This window comes from Limnospira sp. PMC 1279.21 (genome assembly GCF_032349615.1).
In the GTDB taxonomy this organism is placed as follows: Bacteria; Cyanobacteriota; Cyanobacteriia; order Cyanobacteriales; family Microcoleaceae; genus Limnospira; species Limnospira fusiformis.
Window position 1 is genome coordinate 1 of sequence record NZ_JARPLU010000087.1, and the last position, 21,445, is coordinate 21,445.

Annotated in this window: 16 protein-coding genes; 4 read left to right on the top strand and 12 right to left on the bottom strand. The window is 42.8% G+C overall.

Going from position 1 to position 21,445, the window contains the following annotated elements; translation table 11 throughout:
- Positions 1 to 351: 351 nt before the first annotated feature.
- Complete coding sequence (gene sipA, locus P5683_RS14035) at positions 352 to 606, top strand: regulatory protein SipA (protein ID WP_006670270.1); 255 nt, start codon at positions 352 to 354, stop codon at positions 604 to 606.
- A gap of 27 nt (positions 607 to 633) precedes the next feature.
- On the opposite strand, the gene P5683_RS14040 is transcribed toward sipA, so the two are convergent.
- The 3 genes from P5683_RS14040 to P5683_RS14050 form a co-directional block, all read right to left on the bottom strand.
- A complete protein-coding gene (locus P5683_RS14040) occupies positions 634 to 1,389 on the bottom strand; it encodes an alpha/beta hydrolase (protein WP_006622593.1) in 756 nt (251 codons plus the stop codon).
- 461 nt (positions 1,390 to 1,850) lie between these two features.
- Complete coding sequence (locus tag P5683_RS14045; RefSeq protein ID WP_006670269.1) at positions 1,851 to 2,795, bottom strand: type II secretion system F family protein; 945 nt, start codon at positions 2,793 to 2,795, stop codon at positions 1,851 to 1,853.
- Positions 2,796 to 2,814: 19 nt separating this feature from the next.
- Positions 2,815 to 4,560 (bottom strand): tetratricopeptide repeat protein, encoded by a 1,746-nt coding sequence (locus tag P5683_RS14050; RefSeq protein WP_315644866.1) that lies wholly within the window; start codon positions 4,558 to 4,560, stop codon positions 2,815 to 2,817.
- A gap of 532 nt (positions 4,561 to 5,092) precedes the next feature.
- Here P5683_RS14050 and P5683_RS14055 point away from each other — a divergent pair.
- The gene (locus tag P5683_RS14055; RefSeq protein ID WP_006618724.1) at positions 5,093 to 5,440 is read left to right on the top strand and encodes a Mo-dependent nitrogenase C-terminal domain-containing protein; all 348 of its coding nucleotides are present in this window, start codon (positions 5,093 to 5,095) and stop codon (positions 5,438 to 5,440) included.
- 278 nt (positions 5,441 to 5,718) lie between these two features.
- On the opposite strand, the gene P5683_RS14060 is transcribed toward P5683_RS14055, so the two are convergent.
- From P5683_RS14060 to ndk, 3 genes are all read right to left on the bottom strand, one after another.
- Positions 5,719 to 6,165 carry a hypothetical protein gene (locus tag P5683_RS14060; RefSeq protein WP_006622597.1) on the bottom strand — a complete coding sequence of 149 codons (447 nt, stop codon included), beginning with the start codon at positions 6,163 to 6,165 and terminating at the stop codon, positions 5,719 to 5,721.
- A gap of 243 nt (positions 6,166 to 6,408) precedes the next feature.
- Positions 6,409 to 6,504: a photosystem I reaction center subunit XII gene (gene psaM, locus P5683_RS14065; RefSeq protein WP_006618726.1), complete on the bottom strand. Its 96-nt coding sequence runs from the start codon at positions 6,502 to 6,504 to the stop codon at positions 6,409 to 6,411.
- 192 nt (positions 6,505 to 6,696) lie between these two features.
- On the bottom strand, positions 6,697 to 7,146 hold the full coding sequence (gene ndk / locus P5683_RS14070; RefSeq protein ID WP_006622600.1) for a nucleoside-diphosphate kinase: 450 nt from the start codon (positions 7,144 to 7,146) through the stop codon (positions 6,697 to 6,699).
- Positions 7,147 to 7,276: 130 nt separating this feature from the next.
- On the opposite strand from ndk, the gene modB reads away from it, so the two are divergent.
- Complete coding sequence (modB, locus tag P5683_RS14075) at positions 7,277 to 9,211, top strand: molybdate ABC transporter permease subunit (protein WP_006622601.1); 1,935 nt, start codon at positions 7,277 to 7,279, stop codon at positions 9,209 to 9,211.
- A 2-nt stretch (positions 9,212 to 9,213) separates the two neighbouring features.
- Here modB and P5683_RS14080 read toward each other — a convergent pair whose 3' ends face one another.
- The gene (locus tag P5683_RS14080; protein ID WP_315644867.1) at positions 9,214 to 10,605 is read right to left on the bottom strand and encodes a DUF1800 domain-containing protein; all 1,392 of its coding nucleotides are present in this window, start codon (positions 10,603 to 10,605) and stop codon (positions 9,214 to 9,216) included.
- Between the two features lie 21 nt (positions 10,606 to 10,626).
- Positions 10,627 to 11,925, bottom strand: a complete 1,299-nt coding sequence (locus P5683_RS14085) for a pentapeptide repeat-containing protein (RefSeq protein WP_006670267.1) — start codon at positions 11,923 to 11,925, stop codon at positions 10,627 to 10,629.
- 591 nt (positions 11,926 to 12,516) lie between these two features.
- On the opposite strand from P5683_RS14085, the gene P5683_RS14090 reads away from it, so the two are divergent.
- Positions 12,517 to 14,004, top strand: a complete 1,488-nt coding sequence (locus P5683_RS14090) for an adenylate/guanylate cyclase domain-containing protein (RefSeq protein ID WP_315640200.1) — start codon at positions 12,517 to 12,519, stop codon at positions 14,002 to 14,004.
- Here P5683_RS14090 and P5683_RS14095 read toward each other — a convergent pair.
- The 4 genes from P5683_RS14095 to P5683_RS14110 all read right to left on the bottom strand — a co-directional run bounded on the left by P5683_RS14095 (position 14,001) and on the right by P5683_RS14110 (position 21,300).
- Positions 14,001 to 14,969: a diguanylate cyclase gene (locus tag P5683_RS14095; RefSeq protein ID WP_315640198.1), complete on the bottom strand. Its 969-nt coding sequence runs from the start codon at positions 14,967 to 14,969 to the stop codon at positions 14,001 to 14,003. The two genes, P5683_RS14090 and P5683_RS14095, sit on opposite strands and share 4 nt — an antisense overlap.
- 88 nt (positions 14,970 to 15,057) lie before the next feature.
- Positions 15,058 to 19,188, bottom strand: coding sequence for a PAS domain S-box protein (locus P5683_RS14100; protein WP_315640196.1), 4,131 nt, complete (start codon positions 19,186 to 19,188; stop codon positions 15,058 to 15,060).
- 18 nt (positions 19,189 to 19,206) lie between these two features.
- Positions 19,207 to 20,049 carry a sensor histidine kinase gene (locus tag P5683_RS14105; RefSeq protein ID WP_006670264.1) on the bottom strand — a complete coding sequence of 281 codons (843 nt, stop codon included), beginning with the start codon at positions 20,047 to 20,049 and terminating at the stop codon, positions 19,207 to 19,209.
- A 9-nt stretch (positions 20,050 to 20,058) separates the two neighbouring features.
- Entirely contained in the window at positions 20,059 to 21,300 is a 1,242-nt protein-coding gene (locus tag P5683_RS14110; RefSeq protein ID WP_228116431.1) for a GAF domain-containing protein, read from the bottom strand.
- Positions 21,301 to 21,445: the final 145 nt, after the last annotated feature.

Sequence of the window (21,445 nt, forward strand, 5' to 3'; positions counted from 1 at the left end):
ACCCGTGTCGCCTTTCATCCTTGCTCTCTTGAGACAAGGTTTTCATGCTCCAGTGTTGTTCGCATAACAACACCCTCAAGACCCGAAACATCCTATCGGTACTATTGCATACCTGGCTGGAGTTGCTGGATGATAAGTACAAGTTGCTAGGACCCGCAAGACTTTTTTTGGTGATTTACGGGCGTTAACCTGTTACCTGTACTTAGACAGTTGGGAGGGCCTACTGACGTTTATCCTGCAAGGTTTAGAGCGGTTAGACATTCTACCCAATAGCAGTCGAATTTCTATAATGAGAATGGCTGCGATCGTTTACAATAGGGTGATTGCTCAGTGGAAGCATTCCCAGATCTGATGGAAAAAGATAAAGAATTTGCCGTTCATCAACAAGTTAGAGTGATTGCTCTACCGCCATATATCAAAACAGCGGAACCCATGCCGATTCTACGGCCTCCGAACGTGATCAAGTTAGGTGAAGTGGGGGTAGTTCTCGATCGCCGTCCTGGTGGTTACTGGGGCGTTAGATTCACCAAAGGTTCATTTTTAATAGAGAGCCAATATATTGAGGCAGTGGAAAACCCAGAGCCAGAAAGCAGGGTGTCTGACTGACACCCTGGGGATAAACCAACAGTCAAATTACCACAGGCCTCTAATTGGACCAGGAGCCGGCGCTGGTGCCGGCGCTGGTGCGGGTACAGGCCGTGGCACTGGTGCAGGTGCAGGCCGTGGCGCGGGTGTTGGTGCGGGCCGTGGTTGTACAACACCAGCACCAGCACCTGGTAAATCAACTCGTTGAGCAGAACAGCCACCGACAATTCTTGTACCATCGGAGAACTGAGTCCCAAACTGTGAACCCTGTCTAAACAGAGATCCCAATTCGGTACTTACGCTCTGCATTTTAGCGACTGTTGCCGGAATATTGGCGACATCGACATACATTCCCGGCACAGGATAGTATTTCAGAAACTCCAAGAAAGAGATTTTGCCATCGTTGCTGAGGGCGTTAATCAGTCCAGCGCGAATAGCTTTGCCATTAGCAACTCGCCGATGGGTGCGTACAGTTGCACCAATTTCATCAGTTAGTTCTTGACCTGTGGGAGTGTAAATCATACAGGAAAATGGTACTAGGTCAAAGCCAATTTCTAAGCCCATCAATCCCCGCAGGGTGTCTGCCTGAATCCCGGAAGCACCGACAATCTGGCGAATAGTTTTAGTGGTCACTCCATCTCTGGTAAATGCCTCTAAATCACTGATGTTGATGGGAGCTTGGAAAGGTCCATAGGTGAGAATCACTCGCTCGGCGGCGATCGCACCAGTTTGAGCAAAAATTACACCAGCGATCGCTCCGAAAAACCATCCCGGACGCAAATTCTTCACACTTGGTAGTTTCATGTAAAACCTCACTTAAAAGAATGAAAACTGCCATTTCTCATAACAGATACACTTAACCCCAAAAATTGGGCAATAGTCGGAAGTATCTGAGTATTGCACAATCTTAAAAAGCAGACGTGGAGGTGTCTCTTAATGCTTTCAACATTAGGTTGAAAGCGGACTATTCTCATGTACAAATCGCCTTTTTTCAGCCAAAATTTACAGGCGATGCACTTTACGTCTACTACAGAACAGCTATGCTGCTATAGGCCTTGACGGTTCCGAGTGTATCAATAGTTGGGTATAATGTCAAGCATTTGGGTAAGAATTTCCCAATAATAAACTAGCAGTCGGCAGGCCTTATGCACCACAATTTCGGATCCGGTTGCGGTTATAGTCAGCTTAAATGTAGTTGCCAAATTTCACAAGCTCGAAAACATTAATTTTTGCCAATCTGTTCCTAGTTCCCAGGATTTGAGGGGTTAACTAGGTAGCAAAATGAAGAGTGATTTCATGGCTTCTAGGCTGAGAATGGCTACTACTCCTCCCGCTGATAGGAGAGTCATGGGAATCAGAATCCTCTGTAGTAGACGCAGCGATCGCATTAGTTCCTGTTCATAGTATTGTTGAACATTATACAGGGCACCATCCAGATGTCCGGTTTCTTCGCCAGTGCGAATCAAATTGATAGCGATCGCTGGGAGTCGTTCCCGGAGACATTGGCTGAGAGTTTTTCCGGCAGGAATTTGTCCCAAGGCTACGGTTAAAGTTCCCCTCATCTGCGGACATGGAATGCGATCGCGCACCAATTCGATCGCCATGAGAATTGGTAAGCCACATCTAATAGGCAATTCCAACTCAGCTAGATATAGCATGGAACGGGCGGTTTGAATACGACGGATCAAAGGTAGTCTGGGGATAAGTTTGTAGACCATAAACCCGACAACGCCGGCTATAAACATCCACAACAGCCAATCATTTAGGTTAGCCTCATGGGTGTATAAGATAGTCGCCAGTAGCAACAGAAGACTGAAAGCAGTAGTCGCAGCAGCTATGGTCACAGAACGATAAAAATTTTGTCGGTGGGTCTGCTGTTTTTCAATTTCAGCCAGTTGTAACAACATTTCGGGTAGTGCGCCGCTGGTGGCTGCTATATCCAGCAAACTAGCAGTCCACCAGTCAAATATCCGAGGGGCTCGTCTGAAAGCGACAGATAAATCTTCCCCACGACCGAGAGATTTAATCACTTTCCCCAGGTAACGACCAAGCCGAGGATTGCTTTTTTTGGCGATTACTATCAAACTTTGATAGACTGTTAAACCAGATTCCAACAGCACTGCCAGTTTAGTATATAGTTGGGCTTTTTCCTGGGGGGTCATAGGGCATGGGTGCAAGGAATTAGGAACTGAGCCATTAATTTCGGCCATGGGGGTGGCTCGTTGGGGGTTACATATCTACGAGTTTGCGCCTGACTCGTTCTCGGTGAGCGATAATTGGTGATGGTTGGGGTTGTTCGCTGAGTTCTAGGGCGATCCCATAGGAATTAAAAGCCTCTTGATATAGGGCAATTTGCTCGAAGGCTTGGCCGCGTCTGACCCATGCTTCCCAGTAGTCGGGTTTGATTTTGATCAGTCGGTCATAAGCAGCGATCGCATCTTGATAGCGATCGAGTTTTTCCAAGATCGCCCCTTGTTCTAACCAAATTTGGTAATTGTCTGGCCAAATAGCGATCGCCTCAGAAAAAGCATCCACCGCCTGCACATATTGTCCCAAACGAGCTAAAACCTGTCCCAGTTTCACCCAGGCTTGAAAGTTATCAGGTTTTTGGCGAACCAATTTCCGATAAGCCATGACTGCTTCTTCATCTCGTTTAAGTAGTTCCAATGCCATACCCCGCTGTAGTCCCACTTGGTCTGCTAGTTCGAGGGTTAAAACAGTAGTTTGAATTACTTTATCGTAAGCCTTCAGCGCATCCTCATAGCGTCCTAATCTTTCTAAGGTCAATCCCCGCTGGTTCCAAGCCTCGAGGAAGTTTGGTTGTACTTGCAGGGCATTATCGCAGGCAATTATGGCTTCTGGGTAACGCCGCAACTGAAATAAAGCGACTGCGCGACCTAACCAGGCTTCGGGAAAGTTAGAATTGAGTTGAGTAGCGCGGTCAAAAGAAGCGATCGCGGATTTATATTCTTTTAAATCCAGTAAAGTTTGACCCCGACCTATCCAAATAGCTGGGGACTCCGGGTTAATTTCCAAAGCCCGATCTAGGCTAAGTAAAGCAGTTTTCGGCCACCCCGATTTCAGAGCCATACCTTTATAAAACCAGGCTTCGTAATCGTTGGGTTGCAGTTGGATCACTTGGTCATAACAGGCGATCGCATCATTGTAGCGATGTAATTTTTGTAAGGCAATCCCCCGATTAAAAATAGCCTTGAAGCTCGCTGGTTGCAGTTCTAAGGCTTTATCGTAGGAAGCGATCGCATCGACATAACGATGCTGACTCATCAGCATTTCCCCACGATGAAACCAGGCTTCATAGTTAGCCGGTTCCAGTTTGACCGCCCGATCTAATGATGCCACGGCTTCACTATAGCGATCGTCATTCATCAAAGCATTACCCTGGTGATACCATAGAGCCGAAATATTTGGTTTAATTTCGATCGCCCGTTTATAGGAAGCGGCCGCCGCCTCAAATTGTAGGGATGCTTCCAAAGCCAAACCCCTCTCATACCAGGCTTCAAAGTTATTGGGTTCCATAGTTAAAGCCTTGTCAAAAGAGGCGATCGCTTCTTCATAGCGTTCTAACTTCGATAGAGTCATGCCTCTAAACGTCCACGGCCAATAATTTCTCGGACGCAATTTAATAGCCCTATCATAGGCTGCCAGTGCCTGTTTATACTGTTTCAACTTTCGTAATGTATTACCGAGGCGCAACCAAGCCGCCCACGAATCAGGCTTTAACTTAACCGCGATCTGATAATGTATCAGAGCCTGATCATATCGCTCCCGTTTATATAAACGATTCCCCTGGTTATACTCCCGAAATGCTTTAAATATATTGAATATCCCCCAGTTCCCGGCTTGATCTTGTTCCGCCCCAACAGAATCACCCTCACCAGCGGATGTCTGAGATGTTTCAGCAGGGGTAGTTACAGGCGCAGGCTGCTGGTTTAACTGTTCATCTGTGTTCAGCAACGTCTCTTTCCTCACCGTGGCTTGATTTTGACTTTACCCACCCCGGTTAGACAGGGCTTTTTTGACTTTCAGATATCTTGCCAGTTTACCAGAATTGATACTCCGGCGGTGAACCAAACATCATCAACCAAGTTTTCCCAGGTTAGATCGCCATACTTGGGCTTTAATTCACAAAAAAGTTTCCTTGTCAATGCCTAAATCATCAGTAAAAGTTATATTGTTTATAGACTTGATTTATAGTTGTGATCTAAATCATAGCCAAAATCTGAAAATGTAAGGCAAGATCATTGATGGGAGAACGGAGGATATCCAAAGCCAATGGCAATATTTAACCGTCAATAACCCACCACTAAATGGGAGTACCGATTCTAGTGGGGGCTTGAAATAGCCCTAGTTGGACTGATCAAGCTAGGAAATGCGATCGCTAACCATTGCGGATTAGTTGTCAACAAGATTGAAGATCCAGTGTACAGCAAAAAGTATACTAACTGGTGGCGATCGCCATCTGTATTCCTATTCGAGGGATTTAATCATGAATTGGGCAAACCATACTATGCCCCGTCTGCACCTTGCTAGTTGGGTTAAAAATCATTCACACCACCATTTTCACCCATCATTTTCGCCCCTTCAACCTCTGCGACAGTGGCTGAACCAGATACAAGTCAAAAATCCGAAAACCGCCCGATTGCTATGTAGTTTAATTCCGACTCAATGCCCCTTTGAGCGAGATATTAAATTTGGCGATCGCACTATTTTTCACATTCCGCCCTTATGCAAACTCAATCCGGTTTATGAAGAATTAGTCAGTTTACGTTTTCGCGCTTTATGCTATCTGGCTGATGAATGTGGCGAGGATATCACCGCTTATCTGGGAGGCTAAAATCAGATGAAATGGTGAACCGCCAGATCAGAGTTTAATGGTTGACGATTAACCCCCATCCCCCTACAACCCCTAGGTTGGAGGAGATGGGGGATTGTTAATCAAAATTAACCCCCAAAAAGATGGGCAAAAAGCATGGTGTTAATTAACTAAAATCAGCCTCAGCTTTCCGAAAACGGCAAATTGGCAGGTTGAGCAAATTATCAAGTGGAAAGGTGAACTACGGAACGCCATAAGCGCGATTGATTGCCAGTGGTAGTTAACCAATTGTCTCTACTTTACTGATCTAATTCCGCATAGTGAGACTCTGATAATTCAGGTTTATCTGCGGTCCTATGGTTAGGGTGTAACCAGACAATTTGACGCTGGCGGGGGTCTATTCGGTTGCCATTTTCTTGCATAATATTTTGAGCTTGTTGAGGGTCAAAATAGCGACTAAACTCCTCTTGATGTTGTTGGACCCTGGCTTCAGTCATATTAACTTCCGCCTCAATTTCTCGCCATTTATCATGGACGATGCGTTGATTAGGCACAATTTGGACCAGTGCTGCTACTGCGAATGCAGATAATGTGAAATTTGTCAATATTTTCGCCGTAGTTTCTAATGCGATCGCCCTATGATGTCGATGGGCGCGAGGTCGGACTCGAACTTGAGAACGACGACGCAAGCGGCGGGGAGACTGCTGTGGTTTTTGAGGTGGTGTAGGAGGTTTAATCGCGTACATGATCGTCGTCTCAGTATATTTTTATCATCGAGTCTGATGCGAAGGCAAGTTGTCAGGCTGGTAGCCCGGTTGATGCGAATGCGCCAACGGTAACCCGCAGCACTATAAATAAAAAGACCCCGACAGTCAAGCCTAGTGATAGAGACTAATTTACTGCATTATGCAGCAATTGTCTCCATTACGATCGCTTTTCTGTCGAAGTCCGGCTATTGTCCCTAGAGACAAGGAATATAGGGATCGATTCTATTTATAAAGTTCGGTGGAAAGACGGAATGCCAAAATACCGGGGATCAATGCAATTACCAAAGCGACAAAAACTTGGGTATCGGTTAGAGACATAATAAAGAAACTCCTTGGATCTGAATTTGATCTTGATTGTTGACTAATTTGAACTAATCTGGGTCGGTTGGGAAGAGTTTGTAACAAGTTTAAACAAAATGTTACGGTTTTTCGGGAAGCTGGGGACAACCGATCGCGATCGGTACTACCCACAGGCGCTGGCGATCGCCATTGATGTCCCCAACACCGATGCTATTCTACCAGCCAGGACTTGAGGCTAGGTTCCCAACTTACCAATTCCTCGTCCTTAAACCAGAGAGCGATTTCTTTTTGCGCGGTTTCTGGTGCGTCTGACCCATGAATTAAGTTGCGACCAACACTAATCCCAAAATCTCCCCGCAGGGTTCCCGGTTCAGCATTCAGGGGGTTAGTAGCGCCGATAATCTTCCTAGCAGAGGCGATGACACCTTCCCCTTCCCAGACCATTGCTACTAAAGGACCGGAAATGATGAAAGAAACCAGATCATTGAAAAATGGTCTTTCTTTGTGGACATCATAATGTTGTTCAGCCAGTTGGCGGCTGGCTTTCATAATTTTTAAACCCACGAGGGTAAAGCCTTTGGCTTCAAAGCGTTTGATAATCTCGCCGATGAGTCCCCGTTGAACACCATCAGGCTTAATAGCTAGAAATGTGCGTTCCAAGCCTAATCTCCTGTTGTTAGCAAATGTCTACAGGAATCAGATTAACTCATTTTGAGTCACTGCCATGATTTAATTGGCTGTTCAATTTACTGAAGCTAGGGGGAGGTAATCGTTGGCATAGTTCCTGTCAATGGTGTATAGTGCCATTGTCCCTGAATCTATAACTCCCCAAATGCGATCGGACTTATCTCCTATTTGGATTTCCTTAAAAATCTCGATACTGGCTACAGCTATAACTTTGATCGGGGGAGTTTGGGCGGCTTATAAATTGCATAGTTATCAAGGTAAAGGGAAATCCTTAATTGAAAGTATTTTAATTTCTCCGCTGATTTTGCCTCCGACAGTGGTGGGATTTATTTTGCTGCGAATTTTCGGGGATAGAGGCTTATTAAGCGGGTTGTTAGCTATCCTCAATATCAATATTGTATTTACTTGGTATGCGGGCATTATTGCGGCTACTGTTGTGACTTTTCCCCTCATTTATAAAACTTCCTGTGGGGCTTTTGAGCAAATAGATAGCAATTTGTTAGTTTCCGCCCGCATTTTAGGGGCTTCGGAACTCAAGGTTTTTGTACGAGTAGCGTTTCCTCTGGCTTTTCCTGGTATTATTTCTGGGGCGACTTTAGCTTTTGCTAGGGGACTGGGAGAGTTTGGGGCAACTATGATGTTGGCTGGCAATATTCCGGGAGTTACTCAAACTATTCCTTTGGCGATTTATTCAGCGGTACAAGCTGGGGAAATTCAGGAAGCCTGGATGTGGTCAGGGGTGATTTTATCAATTTCTTTGTCAGCAATTACTTTGGCTAATTTAGGGATTAAATGGCAGCGATCGCCTCAAAAATCTCCGGGGGTTAATCCTCCTCATCTCCAGATTAAACGAGCCACTAATTTTAGCATATATCCGGCAGAAGGCACGGGTTTACAAGTCAATATTTATCAACAACTTCCGGATTTTGGATTACAGGTAAAATTTTCTGGCTATCGCGAAGAACCCCTAGGGATTTTGGGTGCATCTGGTACGGGCAAAAGTATGATTTTAAGATGTATTGTCGGGGTGGAAACTCCCAGGAGTGGCACGATAGTTTTAAACGGGAAAGTGCTATTTGATTCTACCCAGCAAATCAATATTCCGAGTAGCGATCGCCGGGTGGGTTTTTTGGCTCAAAATTACGCCCTATTTCCCCATTTAACTGTAGCGGAAAATATCGCCTTTGGTTTATCAGACCAACTCTCCCAGACTCAAATAAAGATGAAGGTTGAGGAACAATTAATCAGGGTGAAACTTCCTGGTATAGGGAACCGTTATCCTCATCAACTCTCAGGGGGACAACAACAGCGAGTCGCCTTAGCAAGGGCTTTAGTAGTGGAACCAGAAATTTTACTGTTAGATGAACCATTTTCTGCCCTAGATAGCCACATTCGATATCAAATGGAACAGGAACTTATCCAAATACTAGAAACCTATGCGGGGGTGACATTATTTGTGACCCATAACCGTTCAGAAGCCTATCGTATTTGTCCTCGGTTATTAGTCATTAATCAGGGACGGGTGGAAGCATTTGGTTCCACCCAAGATATTTTTGATCACCCCCCTACTTTATCAAGCGCGCAACTGACAGGATGCAAAAATTTTTCACGGGTGGTGAGAATTTCTGAACGGGTGATAAAAAGCCTTGACTGGGGGTGTAACTTAGAATTATCAAAGCCGCTTCCCCAGGGATTAACTCATGTGGGAATTAGGGCTTATCAGGTTGGGGAAAACCTAAGTTTATGGTCAGAAACCGACCCACCAGGAGAAAAAAATATCTTTCCTTGCTGGGTAGTTTTTACGATAAAATCCCCGAAACAAATTAGCCTTTATATTAAGTTAAATAGTCCCCCAAATCACGCCCAAGATTATCACCTGCAAGCTGATATTTCTAAGGCTAAATGGCAGCAACTTAATAACCATGAATTTCCTTGGCAAATTACCCTGGCGGCTGACCAACTTTTGCCACTGGTAACCCCTGATGATTATGATGTCATGTTATCAGGGGATATGCTGAATAACAGAGGATTAAGCTGATATTAATACCGCATAAATTCGGGACTACCCAAGAAAATTGCACCCTGTAAATTGGGGGGACTTTCGGCTAAAATTTGGCGAGTTTGGGGAGATAATAAAACTCCTAAAGTTTCTTCTAGCTGCTTGACATCAACTGGGTTTCCTTTATGGAGTAATCCCCCCGCCAAGGGGACGGCTAAACTACTGCGACGCACCATGGTATCTGGGTTTAACCAAGCCTGTTGAGTGTTTTTATATCCATCAGGAGAAGGACAGCCATAAAGAGGCATTCCCAACTGGTTTAAAATGCCGTTAATGGGGTCATAATTAGTCACTTCTCCGACGGCGCGCATGACTGATGTTATATAACGATAGGGGTTTTTGAATTTACTATTGTAGTGATTTTCGTCCCAAAATTCGGTGCTGTTAAATAAGGTTTTGAGAACTTCGGTGATATCGCCTTGGGTTTCCATAAAGCGATCGCCTAAAGCCTTAACTAAAGATGATGGGGGTTCGTCAGCGACAAATGCTTGGGCTAATTTATAACCAATATGTTTGGCGGTGGCGGGGTGACTAGCTAGGATATCTAATGCTTCCTCAACCTCCTCGATACCTCTGCCTTTAATAGTTCTACCCAAGAATATTTTATCATTAAAATCATGTCGAGTTTCATCAAAATAAAATCCTTCCTGATTTCGGGGGCGATCGCTTGGTTTTGGTAGTCCCCAACCTGTCAAAATTCGGGCTAATTCCATCACGTCATTTTGTGTATATCCCCCCTCAACTCCCAAGGTATGTAACTCCAATAATTCCCGCGCATAATTCTCATTCAACCCCTTAAATCTTCCGGTCGCACCGGGACTATTTGGGGCGGTATTTTGCCAATTATCCAAATAGAATAACATGGCGGGATGCCTAGCGGTTGCGCCTAGTAGGGTTCGGAATTTACCCCAAACATGAGGTCTAATGGCGTGTTCCTCATAGGACCCAATCCAAATTCTACTCAGTCCTTGCAATCCAAATACGTTAAAATGGTTAAACCAAAAATCCACCATCACTTCTTCTAATTGGCGGGGACTATGTAAAGCCCGAATCATTCTGGCGCGACGAATTTGGTTAATTACTCTCTGTTGAAATTGCCGCCTAACTTGTGCGAGTTGAGGCTGTGCTAACCCCAGTTTTTGGGCTTCATTAACCTCTCGATTTTGTTCTCTAACTAGCCTTCCTGGTCGCCAGGGGAGGGTATCTAAGGGCTGAAGTTCCTGGGTGAGAGTTGCGGGAATAGCTAAAGAATTGGGGTTAAGTTGCGAGTTAATATATCCAGCCATCCCGGTCTTGTTAATTTGATTAATCTGACCGTTAATTAACCCTAAACTCTGTCGGTTAACCAGATGAATAATTTGGCGATCGCCCATAATTCTATACTCCTGAAAATGTTAACGCCCTAATTTATTAGGAATACCGTCACAGCCGCCGGGGATAGTATTTCGAGATTTTGACCCCGACCAAGCACAGCAATAATAACGATTCTCCTCGGACAGGTTCAAAACCGCAGTAAAATCAGCATTTTCTAGGACAGCGCCAGTATTAGCGCCAGTAGAGTAGTCAGGAATTAAGGTCCGAGTCCGGGGGCTGGCGGTTTCCACTGAACCATAAAAGAATTTAGTCGATCGCAGATTACTATGGGTGAGGTTGGCTTCATAGAGAATAGCGCGAGATAAATTAGCACGCACCAGGTCACAATTCGTTAAATTAGCGCGGACTAGGTTCGCCTCTCCCAGGTCTGTGCGCCGCAGATCGGTATTTTTTAAGTCGGTCCCGGCTAACATGGCCCCTAAATCAATAACTCGGATACCTTCGGCCCTATCTTCCGCATAACTACCATTACCATCTAATATAGGGCGACCCAAATGGCGATCGCGTTTAAGGGGAGTAATTAACCGCGCCTGGGACAGAAACCGGAGAATTTTCGCTTTTCCATCTGCGTCTACACTACGAATAATCGCCGCGGTTCGTCCTTCTGCGATTACCCTTTCCTGGGGCCAATCTTCTAATAGTCCCTGTTCCCCTAAGGCTAAATCAGAGACTCCCTGAAAATAAGCATCGATGGTCTGTTGTTGGGTAATGCGGTTTTGCTGAATGGTTAAATCCCGGGAGATTACATATTGTCGCCAAGCCACATATACGGCTAAAATGGCGATCATAATTTGACCCAAAGCGCCGATCAATTCCCCCAGTGCGCCGATCGCATCCCAGTTGATGACAATATTACGGGCTGCGTCTGTGTTGGAACCACTCAGCATCAACAGCCCGGTAATTGCCGATAAAATCCCGAAACTAGCGACGATTAAACTACGCCAGATAGGAGGAATCAGGGTTGTCCAAATTTTACCCCAACTCGGCCAAATAATTAACAGTGATGCGGCAATAGCCACAACCGCGCTGAGATAGCCGACCCAGACATTATCGATCGCTAACCCTAAAATCATGACGGCGATCGCCCCCAGGGTCAACACAGAAGCCAAAAAGTTACTGGGTCTAGGATTTTCCGGCTCGGCTTTCCCTTTTTGGGTGGGGGACTCTTCTAGGTGATACACCTCCCCATGATCGCTATAGGAGAAAACTTGATTCTCAGACACTGAGGGACTCAGGGTAATGGTGTTAGGACTCTTTCCATTGGGGCTATCAATATCCTGGTTAGGCTGTTGCGGTGCGGATAAATTGGGTTCTGTCATACTGATTGATAAAGGCTAGGAAAGATTTAATGCTCTTCTCTGGATCTATTGTATCTAAAGTTCCGGCAGATCGGGTATCGTAAATGTATTATAAAAATTGACTGATAATTCAGATATAATCAAATTTGCTATATTATATCCATGAACTTAAAGTTATCTGACTATACCAAAAATTAGGAGTTAGCTACCCCACTCCAGCGCTTGGCTGGAAGTCTAAACAGCTACCCCATACCACTAAACAGACTGTTACCCGCCAGATTATGGTTGATTTTCACGCCCACAGTTTAGCCCCTTCTGCGAAAATAGTTAGGCAATTTGTCCCATGGTTACATCAGCGGCAAAATCTGGTTATTTAGACTTCCCAGCCGACAGGTGAAGTGAATATGCGATCGCTCCATAAATGAGAGTATCGGTTAATAATAATACCGCGGAATTCTGCCAAATATTAACTCCATATAATCAGAATAGTATCGAGATTTTGGATGAGATGGCTAAAATGCAATAACAACTACAATAAACAACGGGCAAGTCTGGGCATTTGCTAACTTATTTATTTTCGCCAATTAAAGTATATAAACGACCCCAAAATCGATGAAATCACTACTCCCCATAGGAATTACTAGATGTCTAAATGCGCGCCTGTCTAGGCGGATTGCCTTTTGGGTTGCCACTAGCATAGTTGTGATTGAATTAATTATTTTGGTGCCATCAGTGTATCGTCGTCGCCAAGAGTTGTTATCTCAATTGCAGCGCCTAACCTCTCAAAAAATCGCTTGGATAGTAGAAACTTACCCCCATAAAACGCCGGAGGATTTTCTCAAACAACTGCAAAATTTACATTATATGAACTCTGATCTTATGGGAGGGTCTCTCTATAGTTCCGACGGACAACTAATTGGCAGTTTTGGGGAAACTCCGACTTTATCCTTTGCGGAAGCCAGGGACGTACAAATACTGTATGTAAACACTCCCAAAGGCGATCGCTATGATCTTACCTGTGATACTTTTCCCCGCCTAGATGATTATCTCATTATCCTCCGCTATGATGCCTCTCATATTCATCGGGAAGTATGGTATTTTATTGTACGAATTGCGGGACTGGTTTTGATTATTTCTGTGTTTGTCACTGGTGCGACTATGGTAGTGCTTAACTATTTAGTGATTTTGCCGATTTTGAATTTACGCCAGGATTTAATCAAGGCGGGTTCAGCTATTACTAATCATCAGTTACCCCCTCAGTTTTATGCTGCTTCTGTCCAAAGTCGGGATGAACTAGGGGATGTAATTAGCGCATTTATGGATATGTACAATCAAATTTCTGAGGCGATCGCGCAACAAAAACAAGCCGAGGAAGCCTTACGCCAAGAAAAGGAAAAATCCGAGGAATTATTGTTAAATATTCTGCCGGAAACCATAGCCTATCAGTTAAAAAATACCCACACTTGTATTGCGAATAGATTTGAACAGGCGACTATTTTATTTGCAGATATAACTAATTTTACCGAACTTGCTTCGCAATTAACACCCACAGAATTGGTGGATTTACTTAATCAACTTTTTTCCGCTTTTGACCGCCTTACAGATAAGTATGGTTTGGAAAAAATTAAAACTATTGGTGATGCTTATATGGTGGTTGGGGGAATTCCTAACCCCCGTGATGATCACCCTCAAGCCGTGGCTGATATGGCGCTAGAAATGCAACAAGTTGTCCAACAATTCCACTGCGTTAGGCTTCCGGTTAGTGAAGCATCTGGTTTAGGAGAAGGGTCTACAGATGATCATAAACAGGGGGAAATTAGCCACCAACTTAATATCCGTATTGGTATTAATATGGGTCCGGTGGTGGCTGGGGTTATTGGTTTAAAAAAGTTTACCTATGATTTATGGGGAGATGCGGTCAATACTGCTAGTCGTATGGAGTCACAAGGTGAACCCGGAAAAATCCAAGTCAGTCAGACGGTATACTGGCATTTAAAACCACAATATATATTAGAAAAACGAGGGGTTGTTTCCGTGAAAGGTAAAGGCAATATGACCACTTACTGGTTAATTAGTAAACGGTCAAAATCTGTGGATTAATTAACTTGGTTAAATTTGGGATAAATTACCACTTGATTACGACCTTGTTTTTTAGCGTCATAAAGTGCTTTATCTGCCTCCATAAGTAAGCCATCGAGACTAATTTCTGATGATTCATAAATGGTCACACCAATACTCACAGTTATATTAATAGTCTGACCTTCAACATATATGGGAGTTTGGGCGATCGCCTTTCTAATCCTTTCCGCTACCAATAGGGCTTCATCAGCTTGGGTTTCTGGTAAAAATACCACAAATTCTTCACCGCCAAACCTGCCAAAAATATCCACTTTTCTTAAAGCATTAACGGTGACATCTGCCATAATTTTTAGTGCTTCATCTCCGATATTATGACCATAATTATCATTGATTAACTTAAAATGATCAATATCGATCATTAACACCGAAAAGGGGTTATGATAGCGTTGGGTACGTTGAAATTCTCGCTCTGCTAAAGTTAAGAGATGGCGACGATTAGCAATACCTGTTAAAGGGTCTGTCGTCGCTAACTTTTCTAACTCAACTAAGGCTGTTTTTAATTGGTCGCGAGTATATTTTAACTCCAAATGAGTTTTAACGCGAGCCAGTAGTTCAGGAGCCTTATAGGGTTTAGTAACATAATCAACCGCCCCTTGACTAAAAGCCTGAAGTAAATGTTCAGATTCATTACTAGCCGTCAGGAAAATAATCGGAATTTCTGCATAAAGCGGGTCAGCTTTTAAATGCTCACACACCTGCAAACCGTTAATTTCCGGCATCATTAAATCAAGTAAAATCAAGTCAGGATTAGCAGTTTTGACTCTTTCGATCGCCTGTTTACCGCTGGTGGCGAAAGTGGTGGCGTAACCGACATCATCAAGCATCGCTCCAACGACCTGCAAATTTTTGCTGACATCATCAACAATCAAAATCAAAAAATTTTCTGGTTGAAAACAGTTCACTACACACTGGGCTATTAATTCCAAGACTATACATTGATCCTATACCAATTGTTAACCAATGACAATAGGGACCAAATTCACTACCCGCTCAATTAGTAATAATCACCATAACTTATTCACCATAAATATCTATAAGCGATCGTCGCAGGTCTGGGAAGGCTCTCACCGTCCCAGGGATTTTGTCCCAGTCAAATTGTTCGAGTTGGGAACTCAGGGTAGAAGCATATTCCACAAAAGCCGGATAGGGGTACTGGTGGGACCATTGAACCAACTGCTCCGCAAAAGCCTGTAAATCCCTCATTTTGAGAGTTTGTCCTAGTTCTGGCCAAAATCTGTCTTCGTGTTCCTGGAGTTTTTCCAGTAATTCACTAATGGAAGCATAGGGGGGTTCTGGTGAAACCGGAAGATCAGGGGTAGCTGGGGAGGTATCATCATCAACTTGATCAACAGCATTTACAGTGTTCTGGGGAAGTAGTTGTTTTAAGACTAAGACTAACTGTGAACGACTCACAGGTTTATGCAAAAAACCATCCTGGATAGAAGATAGTTCTTGGTGGTCGCGATCGAGGGATGAAGCCGTTAAAATAATAATTGGAATTTGCTTAGTGACCGGATTTTCCTTTAACTGTTTCGTGGCTTCCACTCCATCTAATTCCGGCATTCGCAAATCCATCATAATTACATCAGGTTGTTCTAGTTCCGCTATTTGAATCGCCTCGATGCCATTATGTGCGAGCAACAGATGATGGTGGGAAGTTACAAAATATCCCTGAATTAAATCCAAGTTTGATTGGACATCATCAACGACTAATATTTTACTCGGTTTGACGGCGTTTAAATCATCATTTTTTTCGACGAGTTTATAATCATCGGGTTGCCAGTCTATGGGTGTAACTTGCGGGAAAATCAAGGTAAATTTACTACCTTGACCTAGTTGACTTTCCAGGCTGATAGTTCCCCCAAGCATTTGGGTGAGTCGTTTAGTAATTGCTAACCCTAGTCCTGAACCACCATATTTGCGGGTGCTTTGTCCTTCACTTTGAATAAAACTATCAAAAATGCGTTGCTGTTGTTCTGGAGCGATACCAATTCCGGTATCAGCGATCGCTATTTCTAGGGATATAGTAGATTCGGGATTCTCCGCATTTAGGGGAGTATTGCTGTTAGTCACCACCGAAATTTTCACCCAGCCTTCATCAGTAAATTTGAGAGCATTTCCCACCATATTTAACAAAATCTGTCGTAACCTGACTTCATCAAACATAATCGCTTTCGGCAAATTATCGTTAATTTCTCTAATCAATTCCACCTTTTTTTCGGCTGCTTTGTGGCAAAAAATTTGATAGATTTCTTCTAGCATAACCCGTAAATCAATCGGTTCCTGATGGAGTTCCATTTTCCCCGCTTCAATTTTTGATAAATCCAGAATATCATTAATCAAAGAAAGTAAAGTTTTCCCACTAGCTGCAATGGATTTAACATATTGCTGTTGACGAGGTTCCGACACCAAACTCTGTAGGAGATCGCAAAATCCTAGAATCGCATTCATAGGGGTACGGATTTCGTGACTCATATTAGCTAAAAATTCACTCTTAGCACGGTTAGCAGCTTGGGCGTGGCGTGTGGCTTCTTTCAGGGCTTGATTTTTGTGTTCTAGTTCTAGTTTGTGTAACTTTTCCTGTTCCAAAAGTTGCGCCTGTGCTAAAGCAATTCCTACTTGTTGAGCGATAGCTTCTATTAGTTCAATTTCTTCGTGAGTCCAATGGCGAAACCGATCGCACTGTTGCAAACTAATGACTCCATTAGGTTCGCCTTTGTAGGAAGTCCGAACGCTTAACATGGATTTTAAATGAATTTGGCGACAGAGATCATAATGGGGAAACAGTAGGGGATCTTGATAGACATCATCAGAAGCTATAGCCTGATCCTGATTTAATAATATGGCAAGATGTCGATTCTTGTGAATGGGTATTTCTACCCCCAAAAAAGGCTTATACTCACCCCTTAAATATTCTGCTACCATAGTTATTTGCGGTTCAGAAGTGGCGGCGGAATAACGATGAATTAAACAGCGATTCACATGAAAGGCTTCCCCCACTAAACTAACTGTAGCTTGAACAATGTGTTGGCTGTCGAGACTTTGGCGAATTTCGTCTGTTATCTGTTGTTGTAGTAAAGTATTTTGAAAAGCCTGTTCCAGAACTTTTTTAGCCTGTTGACGTTCGATTTCATTACCAATCCACATGGCAATTAATTGCAACAATTGCCGTTCACTATTGCGAAAGGGAGTATGGCGAGGATGGGGACTACAAAAGTTAATAGTTCCATATACATGTTGTCCTACTATAATCCTCACCCCAATATAGGCTTGGAGTCCTAGGTTATGATAGGCTGGATGGTTTTTATATTCCGACTGTGCCGCCGAGGTAATACAGACAATTTCCGAACTGTTAAAAGTGGCTTCACAAAAGGTATTGTTTAATCGGAATAAATCGCCTTTTTCAATAGGTGGTGTCAGTCCTGGGGGAGTTTGTACCGCTACCACCTGATAGCGATCGCCCTGAATATGAGAAAGCATCCCAATTTCTAAGCCAAATTGTAGTCGTCCCATAGACAGTAAAGATTCTAGTCTCTGATTAAAATTCAGATTAGGAGCCACAGCAATCTGATATAATTCTCGGAGAGCAACTTCTCTAGCTTGTAACTCTTCTTCTGCTTCTTTCCGAACTGTAATATCCTCAGCAATACCAGCAAAGCGGTAAATATTTCCGTCCTGATCATAAATCGGAAAAGAACAAGCACGAATCCAGCGTCTTTCACCATCTGGGCGAAAAATAGGATACTCTAACTCTAATTCCTTTTTTCTCAGAAATTGGTGTTTCATTCCACTAATTACTTTCGGTCTATAATTCACATCTATCGAATCAAACCAAGACTCAGGTTCTTGATATAAACTCTCACAAGTTCTGCCCCAAATTTGCTGATAAGCTGGACTAATATATAGGACTTCTCCACTGCGAGAAACTATAAAAAATGCTTCGGAAATTGCCTCAGCAAATTGACGGAACTTTTCCTCGCTTTCCCGCAAAGCTTGTTCAATTTGTTTTTGTTGTTCAATTTGGTTTGGTAGTTGCTGAGTTCTCTGTTTAACCCTAGTTTCTAAATCCTGATTAAGCCGCTGACGTTCCTGTTCAGCTTGTTGGCGATCGCTAATATCTTGTAACATCGCCGTATAAATTACTTGATCAGGCAATTGCAACCTAGATATAGAAGCCTCAGCCGGAAAAAATTCCCCATTTTTCCGTAGTCCTACAATCTCTCGCCTTCCCTTCATCGGAGAATTTACAATTTCCTTTTTACCAAAATTTTGGATATGTTTTTCATGTATTTGGTGGAGATTTTTAGGTAACAGAATATTCAGAGGTTGTCCAATCACCTCATCGATAGTATAGCCAAAAATTCTTTCTGCACCCTGATTAAATAAAGTAATCCGTTGGTCTTCTCCCACAGAAATAATCGCCTCTTCCGCAATATCTAAAATTCCCCTCAACTTTTGATTACTCTCAATTAAGGCTTCCTCTAATCGGCGACTTTTATCAATTTCTTGTTGTAATATAAAATTTTTCTCGGTTAATGTTTGAGTACGTTTTTGGACTAAATACTGCAAATTCTGATTGAGTTTATTTAAGGCTTTGCGACTCTCCTCTAATTCGATAATATCTCGATAGGAACGTAAAGCAGCAATAATAGTTGTCATCAATTTTTGCTGAGTCATTTCTACCTTAGTTTTATAATCATTAATATCATAATCAATAATTACAGAATCTTCCGGCGCTTCCCCCGGATATCCAGTTTTGAGGATAATTCTCACCCAGGGATTATTAAGCTGTGTACGGATATATTTAACTAAATCCAGACCCGCATTATTAGTTTCCATCACCACATCTAACAATAAAACAGCCGTGTCAGGATTAGCGGCGATCGCTTCTTTGGCTTCCCCCCCCGAATAAGCCGAAATAAAAGTTAAAGGTCTATCTTGAAAAGTCAAACTTTTTAAAACCATTCGTGTCGCTTGATGCACTTCTTTATCATCATCGACCAGCATAATTTTCCAGGGTTTACCGGACTCCATCCCATCGCTGTCAGATAAAACAGAAGACTCCTCGCCTTCTTCCTCATCCTCAATAATCATTAAAATATCTTCATCTTTAGTAACATCACCTGAATGGTTTTGACTATTCATATCTTAATCCCTATAAATTCATTTTTGAGGATAGCGGGGACAGTTGATGATAAATTTAGATCCTACTCCCACCTGACTCTCGCAATCAATTGTACCTTTCAAAGTTTTAGTTACCAAATTATACACAATATGTAAACCCAAGCCATTCCCCCCCTGATTACGGGTGGTAGTAAAAAAAGGGTCAAAAATATGCTCCAGGGTTTCAGGAGGAATACCACAACCATCATCACTGTATTCAATCAAAAAGTGATTATCGCTCACCTCAGCTATCTTTAAATATAACTGACCTGACTCAAATGGTTGGTCAGCATGAATCAGAGCATTAATCACCAAATTGGTGATCACCTGAGAAATCGCACCAGGATAGCTATCTACCTCTATGGTGTCGTCTCCCTCAACTACAATGCGATGATGGGTCTGTTTCAGTTTAGGACGAATATTCAATAGAATTTCCTCTAAATAGGGTTTGAGAGCAAAAGTTCGCCTTTCTAGGGATGTTTGGTCAACGGCTACTTGCTGAAAACTCTGGACTAATTCTGCTGAACGCTGGAGGTTACTGAAAATCAGTTTACGGCTTTCCGATACCATACCAAGATAGGTATTTAAAGTCGATCGCTTTAACGGTTGCGATCGACAAATACTCATCAACTTTTGAGTTTCACTCACCAAAAAAGAAGCCGCCATAATTCCCGTCCCCACCGGAGTGTTAATTTCATGAGCCACCCCCGCTACCAACCCCCCTAAAGTCGCCATTTTTTCCGCTTCAATTAGTCGTTTTTGCACCGTTTTTAGCCGTTGCGATGTCTGGGAAAGTTCCGCATTTTGTTCAGTTACTTTCTGTGGCAACGTTCGATACAGCAAAGCATTCTCTCAGCCAATTGCTACCTGAAAATATAGTAAACTCACCACTTCTATTTGAGCATATCCAAAACTGTCATTTTGCCTATTTTTTTCCATATACAAAATCCCAATTAGCCGTTTTTGCCGAATTAAAGGAATACCTAGAATTGACCGGGAATGATGACTTTTAATATATTCATCATCCCGAAAATTTTGGTGGTCATTATAAGCATTATTAAGCAACACATATTCATAAGTGCGCGCCACATAGTTAATGATTGACTTAGGAAAAGATTTGTCTGACAGTGTATTAAGGGGAATTGACCGCAAAACCGTCACCTCATCAATATCCATCTCTGCTATAGCTTCAATCATCCATTCTTGAGATATTTCTTGACTGGATTTATGGTCACATGGTAAAATTAAGTAACCTATTTCTGCATCTGTATTCTCAATAATAATTTTCATGGTTTTAGCCAACAGACTGGCTAAAAAAGTTTCTCCAGACAAGGTTTGATCAGCCTGTAGAACATGACCCAGATTAAAAATTTTGGCATTGCTTGGGTATTCTCGACTCTGAGATATTGAACTTTTCCACCAGTTAGCCGGAGAAAAAATATCAGGATATCGATACTTAATATCTTTAACTTTTGCGGTAGCTTCCCAGCGGCTATAAGTGCCATGAGCCGCCTTTATATAAATCACAAAAAATCTCTCTAAATTTTGTTTTCGATAAAATTCTGCCGCCAATTCATAGGCGATCGCTATTTCTTGAATCGCACCATTTTTAATCGCCTCAGAAACCGCTTGTTCGTACTTTTGCTGTGCTGATAATATCTGATTAGGCAGGCGTTCTAACTCCGCCTCTACCAAAAGATACCGATGTTGAAAACTCGCATAAATATGATTATTCCAGGATGACATTAACCCCTGATTTTGGCGGATTTTATCTAAAATAACATCCCGCTTTGACCCAGACATAGTTTCTGCCTGTACCAATAAAGTCAGAGAATCATAAAACAAATATTCTCCGCGATTAAAAACACTTAAACCATCATCGATATAATTACTAACTAATTCAGCCGCCTGTAAAGCCGATTCATAATCTCGAAATAGATAGCATAGAATTAATTGGAAGCAGTGAACATCAAATAAAGTTGAACTGCTATCAAGCGGATTTAATAGCAATAACATTTCCTGTTCTATATCTTTCCATACCGAGGCATTAATCCAGTCTGATTTTTGGTTTAAATTCCGCAATTGTTGCATCATCGTACTCGCCGGTTGCGTCAGACCCTATAAGCAATAATAACCTGATAATTAGACACTGACGCACCGGGTCGGCTACCTCTCACCTCCCTTGTAGGGTGCGTCAGACCTGGTAAGTAGCAATAATCACCGGATAATTGAAACTGAA

Coding starts and splice junctions, on each gene's coding strand:
- sipA (WP_006670270.1), top strand. CDS start 352: ATGGAAAAAGATAAAGAATTTGCCGTTCATCAACAAGTTAGAGTGATT.
- P5683_RS14040 (WP_006622593.1), bottom strand. CDS start 1,389: ATGAAACTACCAAGTGTGAAGAATTTGCGTCCGGGATGGTTTTTCGGA.
- P5683_RS14045 (WP_006670269.1), bottom strand. CDS start 2,795: ATGGCCGAAATTAATGGCTCAGTTCCTAATTCCTTGCACCCATGCCCT.
- P5683_RS14055 (WP_006618724.1), top strand. CDS start 5,093: ATGAATTGGGCAAACCATACTATGCCCCGTCTGCACCTTGCTAGTTGG.
- P5683_RS14060 (WP_006622597.1), bottom strand. CDS start 6,165: ATGTACGCGATTAAACCTCCTACACCACCTCAAAAACCACAGCAGTCT.
- psaM (WP_006618726.1), bottom strand. CDS start 6,504: ATGTCTCTAACCGATACCCAAGTTTTTGTCGCTTTGGTAATTGCATTG.
- modB (WP_006622601.1), top strand. CDS start 7,277: ATGGTGTATAGTGCCATTGTCCCTGAATCTATAACTCCCCAAATGCGA.
- P5683_RS14080 (WP_315644867.1), bottom strand. CDS start 10,605: ATGGGCGATCGCCAAATTATTCATCTGGTTAACCGACAGAGTTTAGGG.
- P5683_RS14085 (WP_006670267.1), bottom strand. CDS start 11,925: ATGACAGAACCCAATTTATCCGCACCGCAACAGCCTAACCAGGATATT.
- P5683_RS14090 (WP_315640200.1), top strand. CDS start 12,517: ATGAAATCACTACTCCCCATAGGAATTACTAGATGTCTAAATGCGCGC.
- P5683_RS14100 (WP_315640196.1), bottom strand. CDS start 19,188: ATGAATAGTCAAAACCATTCAGGTGATGTTACTAAAGATGAAGATATT.
- P5683_RS14110 (WP_228116431.1), bottom strand. CDS start 21,300: ATGATGCAACAATTGCGGAATTTAAACCAAAAATCAGACTGGATTAAT.